The following is a 13126-nucleotide window of genomic DNA, read 5'->3' as shown; positions in this document are numbered from 1 at the left end:
TGACCCCACCACCCGGGACCACGCCACCACATGTCCCCCGGACGTGGGAAGCTGGAGACCACCCCACCCAGCAGGCGGCCCCGTCCGGCCGCCACCACAGGAGGACGCGGCCATGACCCCACCGAGGCGCCCCGCACCCACCGCCGGACCCACCTGGCGCGACGTCGAGCCCACCCCGCTCATCCTGCTCACCGGCCCCGAGGACTACCTCGCCGCCCGCGCCCGCGACCGCGTCCGCACCGCCCTCAAGGACCGTCGCGGCCCCGTCGAGCTCTCCACCGTCGACGCCGCCGCCTACGCCCCCGGACAGCTCGCCGCGCTCGCCAGCCCCTCCCTGTTCGACGACGCGAAGCTCATCCACGTCAGCAACCTCGCCGCCATGAACGACGACTGCCTCGCCGACGGCCTCGCCTACGTCCAGGCCCCCGACCCGGACGTCGTCGTGCTCTGGGAGCACAGCGGCGGCAACCGCGGCAAGAAGCTCCTCGACGCCCTCAAGGCCGCCGGCGCCGCCGTCGTGGAGTGCAAGCCCCTCAAGAACGACCGCGACAAGACCGACTTCATCGTCACCGAGTTCCGCACCCACCGGCGCCGCATCGACCCCGACGCCGCCCGCGCGCTCGCCGCCGCCGTGGGCAGCAGCACGGCCGAGCTGGCCGCCGCGTGCGCCCAGCTGCTGTCCGACGGGCCCGAAAGCATCAGCTTCGACGACGTGGAGAAGTACTACGGCGGGCGCGTGGAGGCCACCGCGTTCAAGGTCGCGGACGCCGCGCTGGCCGGACGCGCCGAGAGCGCCCTCAAGCTGTGGCGCCAGGCCCTCGACACCGGGGTGGACCCCGTCCCGATGGTCGGGGCGCTGGCCGCGAAGCTGCGCACGATCGCCCAGGTGCACGGGACCCGCGGCGGCGCGGGTCAGCTCGCCCAGCGGATCGGGGCGGCCCCGTGGATGGTGGAGCGGGCGCAGGAGGAGTCCCGGCGCTTCTCCGAGGAGGACCTCGTGCGGGCGCTGCGGGCGCTGGCCGAGGCCGACGCCCAGGTCAAGGGCGAGGGGCGGGACCCCGCCTACGCGGTGGAGCGGGCGATCACGACCATCGCCCTGTCCGGCCGCCGCTGAGCGGAGGTCCCCGGGCCGGACGGGCCCGGGGGACGACGGAGGCCCCGTCCCTGAGCGGGACGGGGCCTCCGTGCGGCCCACCGGAGCGGCGGGCGCGGTCCGCGGGGAACCGGGATCAGATCTTGGCGACCAGCTTGGCCAGGCCGGACTTCTTGTTGGCCGCGTTGTTCTTGTGCAGGACGCCCTTGCTGACGGCCTTGTCGAGCTTGCGGGAGACGACGCGCAGGGCGTCCTGGGCAGTCTCCTTGTCGGAGGCGCCGACGGCCTCGTCGACGCGGCGGACCAGCGTCTTCAGCTCGGACTTGTACGCGTTGTTGCGCAGGCGCGACTTCTCGTTGGTGAGGTTGCGCTTCTTCTGGGACTTGATGTTGGCCACGTATAACTCCTTGGCGATGGGTGCGGAATTCGGTCAGTGAGGGCAAACAGGACAGCCATGTGACTGAGTGGGAGTGGGGACGCCCGTGTGGCGACCGTCCTGCAGTGCCCGACGACCAGCGCGGACACACAGCAGAAAAGTCTAGCAGACCGCGCCCCGCCGCCGGGCGGCGCCGACACGGGCCGTCCCGGGCCGCCCGCTCAGCCGCGCAGGCCGTGGAGCCGCCCGGCCACCCGGTCGAAGAGGGGCTCGGGCAGGACCGCGCCCTCGCGCCGGACGTCGGCGGGCAGCACCTGGACCACGCGGTCGAGCTTGACCTCGGACGGCCGGCCCCGCGGGTCCCACGGCCCCGTCCCGACGTCCAGGTAGTCCGGGTCCTGCTCCAGCCCATTGCTGCGGTCCCGGGAGGTGAGCATCAGGCACAGCAGGTGGTCCCCGGCCCGGTCCACGACCAGCACGGGCCGGTCCTTGCCGCGGCGGTGGTCCTCCTCGAAGGGCACCCAGGTCCACACGATCTCGCCGGGGTCGGCCTCGCCGTCGGAGAGCGGCCGGTAGACGGGCCGCACCGGACCCGTCCAGTCCCCGGGGTAGGGGCGGGAGAGCCCCGCGGGGCGGCCGTCGCCGGCCCGGGACGGCACGGTGGGCCGGGGCCGCGCGGACGGCGAGGCGGTGCGCCGGCCCGGCCGGGAGGGCTCCGGGCGGCGCCGCCCGGAGCGCTGGTAGGCGTCCACGGCGCGGGCGGCGAGCCGGGTCAGGGTGCCGAGGTTGAGCTTCATGCGACCACTCTAGCCAGGGGCCCTCCGGCGCGGCCGGGGCCCCCGCGGGCCGAAATGGCTCTCCATGACCGAACGTGGGAAACTGGACAGTTGAATCCCCGGCGCGGTCCACCCGCCGGTAGCCCCAGGACCTGCCGGAAGCGACGTTCTCCCGGAGAAAGGACCGCCCGTGTCACCGCTGGCCGTCAATGCCCCGGTTCCCGCCTCGACCGACCCGTCGATCCTCCGAAACTTCTGCATCATCGCCCACATCGACCACGGGAAGTCCACGCTCGCGGACCGGATGCTGCAGGCCACCGGCGTGGTCACCACGCGGGAGATGAAGGCCCAGTACCTGGACCGGATGGACATCGAGCGCGAGCGCGGGATCACCATCAAGTCCCAGGCGGTGCGGATGCCCTGGAACGTGGGGGGCACGGACTACGCGCTGAACATGATCGACACTCCGGGCCACGTGGACTTCACCTACGAGGTCTCCCGTTCCCTGGCCGCCTGCGAGGGCGCGCTGCTGCTGGTGGACGCCGCGCAGGGCATCGAGGCGCAGACCCTGGCGAACCTGTACCTGGCCATGGAGAACGACCTCACGATCATCCCGGTGCTGAACAAGATCGACCTGCCCGCGGCCCAGCCGGAGAAGTACGCCCAGGAGCTCGGCAACCTCATCGGCGTGGACCCCGAGGACGTGCTGCGGGTCTCCGGGAAGACCGGTGAGGGCGTCGAGGCGCTGCTCGACCGGATCGTGGAGCTGGTCCCCGCCCCGCAGGGGGACGCGGACGCGCCCTCGCGGGCCATGATCTTCGACTCCGTCTACGACACCTACCGCGGCGTGGTCACCTACATCCGCGTGGTCGACGGCAAGCTGACCCCGCGGGAGCGGATCCGGATGATGTCCACCGGCGCGCAGCACGAGCTGCTGGAGATCGGGGTCATCTCGCCCGAGCCGAAGCCCACGGAGGGGCTCGGCGTGGGCGAGGTGGGCTACCTCATCACCGGGGTCAAGGACGTGCGCCAGTCCCGGGTGGGGGACACCGTGACCAACCACCAGCGGCCGGCGGCCGAGAACCTGGGCGGCTACGAGGACCCCAAGCCGATGGTCTTCTCGGGGCTGTTCCCCATCGACGGCTCCGACTACCCGGTCCTGCGCGACGCCCTGGACAAGCTCCAGCTCAACGACGCCGCCCTGGTCTACGAGCCCGAGAACTCCGCGGCCCTGGGCTTCGGCTTCCGGTGCGGGTTCCTGGGCCTGCTCCACCTCGAGATCGTCCGGGAGCGCCTCGAGCGCGAGTTCAACCTGGACCTGATCTCCACGGCGCCCTCCGTGAGCTACAACGTCACCCTCGAGGACCGCACCGAGCGCGCGGTCACGAACCCCTCCGAGTTCCCCGAGGGCAAGATCGCCGAGATCCGCGAGCCCATGGTGGCCGCGACGGTGCTGGCCCCGTCCGAGTTCATCGGCGCGATCATGGAGCTGTGCCAGTCCAAGCGCGGTCAGCTCAAGGGCATGGACTACCTCTCCGAGGACCGGGTGGAGCTGCGCTACCGGCTGCCCCTGGCCGAGATCGTCTTCGACTTCTTCGACCAGCTCAAGTCCCGCACCAAGGGCTACGCGTCCCTGGACTGGAAGGCCGAGGGCGAGGAGGCCGCGGACCTCGTGAAGGTCGACATCCTCCTGCAGGGCGAGCCGGTGGACGCCTTCAGCGCGATCACCCACCGGGACAAGGCGTACGCCTACGGGGTGATGATGACCGGCAAGCTGCGCGAGCTCATCCCGCGGCAGCAGTTCGAGGTGCCCATCCAGGCGGCCATCGGCTCCCGGGTGATCGCCCGCGAGAACATCCGGGCGATCCGCAAGGACGTGCTCTCCAAGTGCTACGGCGGCGACATCTCGCGCAAGCGCAAGCTGCTCGAGAAGCAGAAGGAGGGCAAGAAGCGGATGAAGATGGTCGGCCGGGTGGAGGTCCCCCAGGAGGCGTTCGTCGCGGCGCTGTCCTCCGACGAGTCCGGGGCGAAGGACAAGAAGAAGTAGTGGCCCCCGCCCAGCCGGAGGGCCTGCCGGGCCCGCTCGACGGACTGCTGCCGCCCTCCGCCGCGGTGGGCTCCGCCGACCGCACGCTCAGCCTCTACGTGCACGTGCCGTTCTGCGCGGTCCGGTGCGGCTACTGCGACTTCAACACCTACACGGCCGTGGAGCTCGGGGCGGGGGTGTCCCAGGACGCCTACGCCGGGGACGCCGCGGCGGAGGTCCGCTGGGCGCGCCGGGTGCTGGAGGACTCCGGGGTGGCCCCCCGCCCGCTGCACAGCGTGTTCTTCGGCGGCGGCACCCCCACGCTGCTGCCCGCCGAGGACCTCGCCGCGGTCCTGGCGCAGGCCGCGGAGAGCTTCGGGCTCGCGGCGGGCGCGGAGGTGACCACCGAGGCCAACCCGGACTCCGTGACGCCGGAGTCCCTCGCGGTGCTCGCGGCGGCGGGGGTGACCCGGGTGTCCTTCGGGATGCAGTCGGCCGTCCCGCACGTGCTCGCCGTCCTGGACCGCACGCACGACCCGGACAACGTGCCGCGGGCCGTGCGGTGGGCGCGCGAGGCCGGCCTGGGCGTCAGCGTGGACCTCATCTACGGCACCCCGGGGGAGTCCCTGGCCGACTGGGAGCACTCGGTGCGCACGGCGGTGGGCTACGAGCCCGACCACGTCTCCGCGTACTCGCTGATCATCGAGCACGGCACGAAGCTCGCGGCGCGGATGCGGCGCGGGGAGGTCCCGCCGATCGACGAGGACGACCAGGCCGACAAGTACGAGCTCGCGGACCGGGTCCTCGCCGAGGCCGGCTTCGAGTGGTACGAGGTGAGCAACTGGGCCCGGCCCGCCGAGGGCGCGGACGCCGGCGCCCACCGCAGCCGGCACAACCTCGCCTACTGGCGCAACCAGGACTGGTGGGGGATCGGCCCCGGGGCGCACTCGCACGTGGGCGGGACGCGCTGGTGGAACCTCAAGCACCCCGTGCCCTACACGAACCGGGTGCGGGCCCGGCAGTCGCCGGCGGCCGGGCGCGAGATCCTCGACGCGGACACCCGCCACCTCGAGCGGGTGATGCTGGAGGCCAGGATCCGCGACGGCCTGCCCACGACCGCCCTGGCCGGCGGCGGGCGGACCGCGGTGGCCGGGCTGATCGCCGACGGGCTGGTGGAGCCCGCGGCGGCGCTGCGCGGCTCGCTGGTGCTGACCCTGCGGGGCCGCCTCCTCGGCGACGCCGTGGTGCGGCGGCTGCTCGCCTGACGGGGGGCACCCCGGCCGGGGGGACCGGACGAGGAACGGACGCACCCGTCGGGAACGGATGCGTCCGTCAGGGACGTCCCCGGCGCGGACCGGCGTCAGCCGCGCGCGGCGCGCCCCCGGGACCGCTCGCGGAGGCGCTCGACGAGCCGGTCGTAGAGCCGGGTGTTGAAGCGGTAGAGGTGCGGTTCGCCGCGGTTGACCCGGACCCCGCCGATCAGGGAGCCGACGGCGAGCAGCAGCCACGCGGCGGCGGCGGCGAGCGCGAAGAACCAGCCGATGAACGGCACCGGGGCGAGCAGGATCCCGGTGACCACCACCAGGGTCGGCAGCAGCGTGAAGTTCATGGCCTCCATCGACTCCTGCTCCGTGAACGGGCCGCGCCCGCGGAAGACGCGGTGGACGAGGAACGAGGGGAGGAAGCCGATGACGCCGCCGAAGTGTGCCAGGGTCGCCCACTGGTGGTCCTCGGTGACGGTCAGCGGCTGGGCCACGGGGGAGAGGCCCTCGAACGGGGCCCCGGCGTCGTCGCGGCTCGATCGGGGGTCGGTCTGCACGGGCACGGATGTCCTTCGGCGGTGGGACCGCGGCAGGGCCGCGGAGGGTGGGTGGGACACGACCATCCTACCGACCGGCCCGGAGGGCGGAGGCTCGGCCCCGCGCCCGTGTGCCTTTGTGACGATCTGCTGGGCGTTGCCCGTGCGCGGGGGCGGCGGGTCAGGCGCCGGGGGCGGTGAGGAAGTCGATGAGCTCCTCGACCCGGCCCAGCAGGGACGGCTCGAGGTCGGCGTAGCTGTCCACGCGGGACAGGATGTGCTGCCAGGCCCGGCCGAGGTCGCCGGGGGTGCGGTGCGGCCACCCGAGGGCGGCGGCGGTGCCGGTCTTCCAGTCCGTGCCGCGCGGGACCACCGGCCAGGCGTCGATGCCGAGGGTGCGCGGCCTGACCGCCTGCCAGATGTCGACGTAGGGGTGGCCCAGCACCAGGACGTTGCCCGCGGCGCCGGGCAGGCGCATGGTCTCCGCGGCGATCCTCGACTCCTTGGAGCCGGCCACGAGGTGGTCGACGAGGATGCCGAGCCGCCGCCCGGGGCCCGGCCCGAACTCCCGCACGGCGGCGGGCAGGTCGTCGATGCCGTGCAGGGGCTCCACGACGATGCCCTCGACCGCCAGGTCGTGGCCCCACACCTTGGCCACCAGCTCGGCGTCGTGGTAGCCCTCGACCCACACCCGGGAGGCCTTCGCGGTGCTCGCGCGCAGCCCCTCGACGGCCACGGAGCCCGAGCGCGTGCGGGAGGGCTTGCGCGCCGCGGGGGCCCGGCGGGGCTCGACGACGACCACGGGCTCGCCCTCGAGCAGGAACCCCGGTCCCAGGGGGAACGCCTTGACCCGCCCCCTCCGGTCCTCGAGCCCCAGCACGCGCATCCCGCCGATGGTCTCCAGGGACACGACCGCGCCGACCCAGCCGGTCGTGACGTCCTCCAGGAGCATCCCCGGGGCGACCGGGACCTCCGCGGAGACCGGCCGGCGGCGGGCGAGGGCGTCGTCGTCGAGGCTGCGCGGCCCCCAGCCGTGGTGGCTCATGGTCGTCCTCCCGGGTCGCGGTGCCGCGCGTCCGGCGCGGATCAGCCGGAAGCGTACCAAACCGCGGGGGCGACCGGCCGTCGGACACGGGGGCTACACTGGACGCCGTTGGCACTGTGGCCACCCGAGTGCCAGGGCATCTTCGGGGGCGTGGACGAACCGGGGAGGAGCGACGTGAACCATCCGAGACGACTGCAGATCCTGCAGGCCATCGTGGAGGACTACGTGCACTTCCGCGAGCCGGTCGGCTCCAAGGCCCTCGTGGACCGGCACCGGCTCGGCGTCTCCTCGGCCACCGTGCGCAACGACATGGCCGCGCTCGAGGAGGAGGGCCTGATCACGGCCCCCCACACGAGTTCGGGCCGGATCCCCACGGACAAGGGCTACCGCACGTTCGTCGACCAGATCGCGGCCGTCAAGCCGCTCTCGGGTCCGGAACGGCGGGCCATCCAGCGGCTGCTGGACGACGCCGCAGACATCGACGACGTCATGGAGCGCACCGTGCGGCTGCTCGCGCAGCTCACCCAGCAGGTCGCGGTCGTGCAGTACCCGCACGCCTCCGGGGTCACCGTGCGCCACGTCGAGGTCGTGGACCTCGGCGCCGGCCGGGTGCTGGTGGTGCTCATCCCGACCAACGGCCGGGTGGCGCAGCGCGTCGCCGTGCTGCGGGCGCCGCTCGAGGAGTCCCAGCTGCTCGAGCTGCGCGCCCGGGTGCTGGCCGCCGCGGTCGGGCGCTGCCTGACCGCGGTGCCGGACGCCCTCGCCGTGATGACCGCGAGCACGGCCCCGCCGCTGCAGCCGGCCGCCGCCGCCGTGGCGGAGGCCGTCGGCGCCCTCGCGGCGGGCGGGGCCGAGCACCGCATGGTCATGGCCGGCACCGCCAACCTCGCCCGCTCCACCGGGGACTTCCACCTGAGCATCGGCCCGGTCCTCGAGGCCCTCGAGGAGCAGGTGGTGATGCTCCGGCTGCTCTCCGAGATGGAGCAGGACGCCCGCGGGGTGGCCGTGCGGATCGGCACGGAGAACGCCGAGGGCCCCCTGTCCGAGGCCGCCGTCGTCGCCACCGGCTACGGGCCGCAGTCCAAGGTGGGGGTCGTGGGCCCCATGCGCATGGACTACCCGTCCACGATGGCCGCCGTGCGCGCCGTCGCCCGCTACCTCTCCCGTATCCTCGGGGGCTGAGCCCCCGCGGGCCCCGTCCCCCGGGGCCCACCAGCGAAACCCACCACAGACCTCTCGACAGAACGGACCACGGTGAGCGATCACTACGAGACCCTGGGCGTGTCCCGGGACGCCAGCCAGGAAGAGATCAAGAAGGCCTACCGCAAGAAGGCCCGCCGGCTGCACCCCGACGTCAACCCCGGCCCGGAGGCCGCCGAGGACTTCAAGCGCCTCTCCCACGCCAACGACGTCCTCTCCGACCCCGAGAAGCGGCGCGTCTACGACGCGACCGGCAACGAGAACGGCACCGACACCGGCTTCGGCGGGGGCTTCCCCGGCACGGGGTTCGGCTTCGCCGACATCTTCGACACCTTCTTCCAGGGCGCCGGCGGCGCCGGCTCCGGCCGGCGCGGACCCGCGTCCCGCACCCGCCAGGGCCAGGACGCCCTGATCAACGTCCGGGTCACCCTCCGGGACGCGGTCTTCGGCACGGAGAAGAAGATCACCGTGGACACCGCCGTGGTCTGCCCCACCTGCGACGGCACCTGCTGCCAGGCGGGCACCCAGCCCGAGACCTGCGACGTCTGCCACGGATCCGGCCAGGTGCAGCGCCAGGTCCAGTCGATCCTCGGCACCGTGGTCACGGCGGCGCCGTGCTCCACCTGCCAGGGCTTCGGCACCGTCATCAAGCACCCGTGCCACGAGTGCTACGGCGAGGGCCGCGTGCGCGACCGCCGCCCGCTGACCGTCAAGATCCCCGCCGGCGTCTCGACCGGCAACCGGATCCGCCTCTCGGGGCAGGGCGAGGCCGGCACAGCCGGCGGGCCGAACGGCGACCTCTACGTCGAGCTCAAGGTCGATCCCGACCCCACGTTCGAGCGCCAGGGCGACGACCTGCACGCCCGCGTCCGGGTGCCCATGACCTCCGCGGCCCTCGGCACCACCGTGACCCTCGAGACCTTCGACGGCGAGCGCGAGGTGCCCGTCGCCCCCGGCACGCAGACCGGCCACACCGTCACCCTGCACGAGCTCGGGGCCACCCGGCTGCGCGGCGGCGGCCGGGGCGAGCTGTTCGTCCACCTCGAGGTCGAGACCCCCACGGCGCTCGACGACGAGCAGCGCGAGCTGCTCGAGCAGCTGTCCCGGCTGCGCGGCGAGGACCAGTCCACCGGCACCACCCTGAACTCCCCGGCCGGCTCCGGCGGCTTCTTCTCCCGGCTCAAGGACCGGTTCTCCGACCTGTGAGCCTGCCGGTCTTCAAGGTCGAGCCGGGCCGGCTCGCCGGTCTCGGCCCCGGGGCGGCGCTCACTGTCACCGGCCCGGAGGCCCGGCACGCCGTCACCGTGCGCCGGCTCGCGCCCGGTGAGCGGCTCGAGCTCGTCGACGGCGCGGGGACCCGGGCCACCGGGGAGCTGCGCGCGGGGGACCGGGACAGCATGGAGGTCGGCGTGGTCTCGGTGACCACCGAGCCCGCCCGCACGCCCCGGCTGGTCCTCGCCCAGGCCCTCGCGAAGGGCGACCGGGACCTGCTGGCCGTGGAGACGGCCACCGAGCTGGGCGTCGACGCCGTGGTGCCCTGGCAGGCCGACCGCTCGATCGTGCGGTGGAAGAAGGAGCGCGCCGCCAAGAGCCACGAGAAGTGGGTGCACACCGTCGCGGCGGCCGCCAAGCAGTCGCGGCGGGCCGCCTGGCCCGAGGTGCTGCCCCTGTCCACCACCCGCGAGCTCGCCCGCCTGCTCGGGGAGCCGGGGACCCGCGGCCTCGTCCTGCACGAGGAGGCGCACGACTCCCTCGCCGACCTGGCCGGCGCCGCCGGCGCCCCGTGGGCGGGGGCCGAGCGGATCGTCCTGGTGGTGGGGCCCGAGGGGGGCGTCGCGCCGGCGGAGCGCGAGGTCCTGGCCGGGGTGGGGGCCCTCGCGGTCCGGCTCGGCCCGGAGGTGCTGCGCAGCTCCACGGCGGGACCGGCCGCGCTGGCGGTGCTCAGCGCCGCGCTCGGCCGCTGGGCGTCCGGGACCTGATGAGTCCCGGGCGGCCGGTTCAGCCGGGGACGACCTCCACGTCCTTGTCGTCGCGCACGGTCCCGCCCTCGGCGTCCCGCCCGACGACCGTCACCACGTAGGGGCCCGGCTCCAGCTCGAGCTCGGCCCGAAACCCGGCGGTCCCGTCGCCCCGCGGGACCTCGTCCGCCGCGCCGCTCGAGACGCGCTCCCCGTCCGGTCCGGCCACGGTCCACCGGCAGTCCCGCACCTCGTCCAGCGCCCGTCCCGAGAGGGTGAGGGTCCCCTCGGACCGTTCGTCCTGCCGGGGCTCGTCGAGCCACAGCGGGGCCTCCAGCGCCTCGTCGGGGCGGAGGGGGCCGTCGAGGCGCACGGAGCCGAAGACCTCCTCGTCGGGCCGGCCGTCCACGAGCACCACGACCTCGGCCGCGGAGCCCTCCGGCAGCAGACCCGCCGTGGCCGCCGTGGCGGTCACGGTGTGCGCGAGCTGCTGGAGGGCCAGCCGGACCTCGCGGTCGTCCAGGTCCGGGCGGAAGGCCTCGGACGGCAGGTCCACGGTGATGGTCCCGCCCGGGGACGTCGAGGCGCCCACCCGGTCCACCGGGGACCACAGCGTCCGGTAGTCCGGGTCCTCCGGGGTCGCCCCGGTCATCAGCGCCGCCGCCGCCGCGATGGGGTCCACGGCCGCGGCCGCCTCGGAGGCGTCCCGGAACTCGCGGAACAGCCGCTCCTCGCCGTCCGCACGGCCCACCCAGTAGACGGGCAGCTTCGTGGTGGCCACCCGGCCGTCCGCGGTGCTCGCCGTGGTGGACGCGGCCGGCGCGGCGCCCGACGCGCTGACCGTTCCCTCGAGGGCGGTCTCCGGGCCGGTGCCGCACGCGCCGAGGACCAGGACGCCCGCGGCGGACAGGGCGAGCACGGGGAGCCGGCCGCGGGCGGACCGGGGCCGGGAACGGGCAGTGGCCATGGGGGGACGCGCACCTCGGCTTTCCGGGATCGGGTGGGGGGCGGTGCCGGCACCGGGGGAGGCCGCACCCGTCCCCCTGCCGGAGGACCGGACCATTCCAGCACAGGGCCCGTGGACGCCCCCAGCCGAGGAGCCCCGGCGGGCGTGACCGATACCAAATCGCAATGTGCGGCCGGCGACCTCCGGTGCCGGAGCCGCGCGGTACCCTGGGGAGAGGACGAGTCCCGTCCGCCGTCCCTACCACGGCGACCCACGAGAGAGCGAGAGCACGGCCCGCGCGGCCGGACCCATGACTGAGACGCTGCCCGGCACCACGCACCCCCTGACGGCCCGCACCGTCATCACCTTCCCCGACCGCGAGACGATGGTCCGGTGCCTCGGCTCCGGGGACGACACCCTGCGCCAGGTGGAGACGGCGTTCCCCGGCCTCACGACCAGCCCGCGCGGTCTCGAGCTCGGCATCGAGGGCCCCAGCGGGCCCGTGCGGATCGTCGCCACCCTCTTCGACGAGCTGAAGGTCCTGGCCGGCCGCGAGACCGCGGTCACCCCGCAGGTCATCACCCAGCTGCTCGAGCTGATCGGCAGGGACCTCACCGCCCGCCCCAGCGGCGCCCTGACGCAGAACATCCTCTCCGGCCGCGGCCGCAAGATCCGCCCCAAGACGCTGCACCAGAAGACCTACGTGGACGCCATCGACGAGCACACCGTGGTCTTCGGCATCGGTCCCGCCGGCACCGGCAAGACCTACCTGGCCATGGCGAAGGCCGTCCAGGCGCTGCAGGCCAAGGAGGTCTCCCGGATCATCCTCACGCGCCCCGCCGTGGAGGCGGGGGAGCGGCTGGGCTTCCTGCCCGGGACGCTCAGCGAGAAGATCGACCCGTACCTGCGCCCGCTCTACGACGCGCTGCACGACATGATGGACCCGGACTCGATCCCCCGCCTCCTGGAGGCGGGCACCATCGAGGTCGCCCCCCTCGCCTACATGCGCGGCCGCACCCTCAACGACGCGTTCATCATCCTCGACGAGGCGCAGAACACCACGCCCGAGCAGATGAAGATGTTCCTCACCCGGCTCGGCTTCGGCTCCAAGATGGTCGTCACCGGGGACGTCACCCAGGTGGACCTGCCGGGCAGCGCGTCCTCGGGGCTGCGCCAGGTCCAGCACGTGCTCAGCGGCGTCCCGGACGTCGCGTTCACGGAGATGACCGCGGAGGACGTGGTGCGCCACGAGCTGGTGGGCCGGATCGTCAGCGCCTACGACGCCTTCGACACGACCAACCGGCACCGCAACGAACGGCGCCGGCGCAAGGACGACGCCCGTGCCGCCCGCGACGCCGCGCCGGCGGCCCCGGACGCGGACGGGGCGGAGGCCTGATGGCCGTCGAGTTCGACCTGCAGGTCGACCCGCAGGACGTCCCCGCCGGGGACCGCGCGGCCTGGGAGGCGGTCGACGTCGAGCTGCTGGGCCGGCTCGCGGACCACGTCCTGGAGCGCCTGCACGTCCACCCCGACGCGGAGCTGTCCATCGCGGTGGTCGACGAGGACGAGATGGCCCGCCTGCACGTCGAGTGGATGGACCTGCCCGGCCCCACGGACGTGCTCTCCTTCCCCATGGACGAGATGCGCCCGGGGACCCCGGAGGAGCCCGCGGAGGGCACCCTGGGCGACATCGTGCTGTGCCCCCCGGTCGCCCGCCGGCAGGCCGAGGCCGGCGGTCACTCCGTCGCGGACGAGCTGTGCCTGCTCACCACCCACGGGATCCTGCACCTGCTGGGGCACGACCACGCCGAGCCCGAGGAGCGGCAGATCATGTTCGCCCTCCAGCGGGACCTGCTCACCGACTTCCTCGGCCGGCCCGCGCCGGTCGAGACCATGGAGTAGCGCCCC

At 74.2% G+C, this 13126-nt stretch carries 13 protein-coding genes; 8 read left to right on the top strand and 5 right to left on the bottom strand.

Translation table 11 applies throughout. The annotated features are described in order from the left end of the window. Positions 1 to 112: 112 nt before the first annotated feature. A complete protein-coding gene (holA, locus tag RF640_RS13715) occupies positions 113 to 1114 on the top strand; it encodes a DNA polymerase III subunit delta (protein ID WP_017833967.1) in 1002 nt (333 codons plus the stop codon). A 115-nt stretch (positions 1115 to 1229) separates the two neighbouring features. On the opposite strand, the gene rpsT is transcribed toward holA, so the two are convergent. After that, positions 1230 to 1490, bottom strand: a complete 261-nt coding sequence (gene rpsT, locus RF640_RS13710; protein WP_017833968.1) for a 30S ribosomal protein S20 — start codon at positions 1488 to 1490, stop codon at positions 1230 to 1232. Between the two features lie 200 nt (positions 1491 to 1690). Then, on the bottom strand, positions 1691 to 2266 hold the full coding sequence (locus RF640_RS13705; protein WP_368828161.1) for a type II toxin-antitoxin system PemK/MazF family toxin: 576 nt from the start codon (positions 2264 to 2266) through the stop codon (positions 1691 to 1693). A 169-nt stretch (positions 2267 to 2435) separates the two neighbouring features. Here RF640_RS13705 and lepA point away from each other — a divergent pair, with 169 nt between their 5' ends. Beyond that, positions 2436 to 4292, top strand: coding sequence for a translation elongation factor 4 (lepA, locus tag RF640_RS13700; RefSeq protein ID WP_035928464.1), 1857 nt, complete (start codon positions 2436 to 2438; stop codon positions 4290 to 4292). Continuing rightward, a complete protein-coding gene (hemW, locus tag RF640_RS13695) occupies positions 4292 to 5536 on the top strand; it encodes a radical SAM family heme chaperone HemW (RefSeq protein WP_035928461.1) in 1245 nt (414 codons plus the stop codon). The genes lepA and hemW overlap by 1 nt, the downstream gene beginning before the upstream one ends. Positions 5537 to 5631: 95 nt before the next feature. Here the strand turns inward: hemW and RF640_RS13690 are convergent, their stop codons facing one another. Continuing rightward, positions 5632 to 6096 (bottom strand): DUF4870 domain-containing protein, encoded by a 465-nt coding sequence (locus tag RF640_RS13690; RefSeq protein WP_368828160.1) that lies wholly within the window; start codon positions 6094 to 6096, stop codon positions 5632 to 5634. 154 nt (positions 6097 to 6250) lie between these two features. Beyond that, the gene (locus RF640_RS13685; RefSeq protein WP_017833973.1) at positions 6251 to 7114 is read right to left on the bottom strand and encodes a DUF3097 domain-containing protein; all 864 of its coding nucleotides are present in this window, start codon (positions 7112 to 7114) and stop codon (positions 6251 to 6253) included. A 174-nt stretch (positions 7115 to 7288) separates the two neighbouring features. Between RF640_RS13685 and hrcA the strand changes: the two genes are divergently transcribed. The 3 genes from hrcA to RF640_RS13670 all read left to right on the top strand — a co-directional run bounded on the left by hrcA (position 7289) and on the right by RF640_RS13670 (position 10293). Beyond that, entirely contained in the window at positions 7289 to 8296 is a 1008-nt protein-coding gene (hrcA, locus tag RF640_RS13680; RefSeq protein WP_368828159.1) for a heat-inducible transcriptional repressor HrcA, read from the top strand. Positions 8297 to 8368: 72 nt separating this feature from the next. After that, positions 8369 to 9520, top strand: coding sequence for a molecular chaperone DnaJ (dnaJ, locus tag RF640_RS13675; RefSeq protein WP_144836116.1), 1152 nt, complete (start codon positions 8369 to 8371; stop codon positions 9518 to 9520). After that, positions 9517 to 10293, top strand: coding sequence for a 16S rRNA (uracil(1498)-N(3))-methyltransferase (locus tag RF640_RS13670; RefSeq protein ID WP_017833976.1), 777 nt, complete (start codon positions 9517 to 9519; stop codon positions 10291 to 10293). Before dnaJ ends, RF640_RS13670 begins: the two co-directional genes overlap by 4 nt. Positions 10294 to 10312: 19 nt before the next feature. Here RF640_RS13670 and RF640_RS13665 read toward each other — a convergent pair whose 3' ends face one another. Beyond that, complete coding sequence (locus tag RF640_RS13665; protein WP_186374882.1) at positions 10313 to 11239, bottom strand: GerMN domain-containing protein; 927 nt, start codon at positions 11237 to 11239, stop codon at positions 10313 to 10315. A 289-nt stretch (positions 11240 to 11528) separates the two neighbouring features. Between RF640_RS13665 and RF640_RS13660 the strand changes: the two genes are divergently transcribed. Together RF640_RS13660 and ybeY are read left to right on the top strand one after the other, a co-directional pair. Continuing rightward, entirely contained in the window at positions 11529 to 12614 is a 1086-nt protein-coding gene (locus RF640_RS13660) for a PhoH family protein (RefSeq protein ID WP_109222626.1), read from the top strand. Beyond that, positions 12614 to 13120, top strand: coding sequence for an rRNA maturation RNase YbeY (gene ybeY, locus RF640_RS13655; RefSeq protein ID WP_109222625.1), 507 nt, complete (start codon positions 12614 to 12616; stop codon positions 13118 to 13120). Before RF640_RS13660 ends, ybeY begins: the two co-directional genes overlap by 1 nt. Positions 13121 to 13126: the final 6 nt, after the last annotated feature.

Origin of the sequence: Kocuria sp. CPCC 205231, from assembly GCF_040980965.1 — a bacterium.
GTDB lineage: Bacteria > Actinomycetota > Actinomycetes > Actinomycetales > Micrococcaceae > Kocuria > Kocuria rosea.
Note: the sequence above shows the minus strand (reverse complement) of the source record. Positions and strands in the feature narration are given on the sequence as shown.

What these genes read in the sequence shown, in the direction of transcription:
- RF640_RS13685 (WP_017833973.1), bottom strand. Translation starts at nt 7,114, where the DNA reads ATGAGCCACCACGGCTGGGGGCCGCGCAGCCTCGACGACGACGCCCTC.
- RF640_RS13705 (WP_368828161.1), bottom strand. Translation starts at nt 2,266, where the DNA reads ATGAAGCTCAACCTCGGCACCCTGACCCGGCTCGCCGCCCGCGCCGTG.
- RF640_RS13660 (WP_109222626.1), top strand. Translation starts at nt 11,529, where the DNA reads ATGACTGAGACGCTGCCCGGCACCACGCACCCCCTGACGGCCCGCACC.
- RF640_RS13665 (WP_186374882.1), bottom strand. Translation starts at nt 11,239, where the DNA reads ATGGCCACTGCCCGTTCCCGGCCCCGGTCCGCCCGCGGCCGGCTCCCC.
- holA (WP_017833967.1), top strand. Translation starts at nt 113, where the DNA reads ATGACCCCACCGAGGCGCCCCGCACCCACCGCCGGACCCACCTGGCGC.
- ybeY (WP_109222625.1), top strand. Translation starts at nt 12,614, where the DNA reads ATGGCCGTCGAGTTCGACCTGCAGGTCGACCCGCAGGACGTCCCCGCC.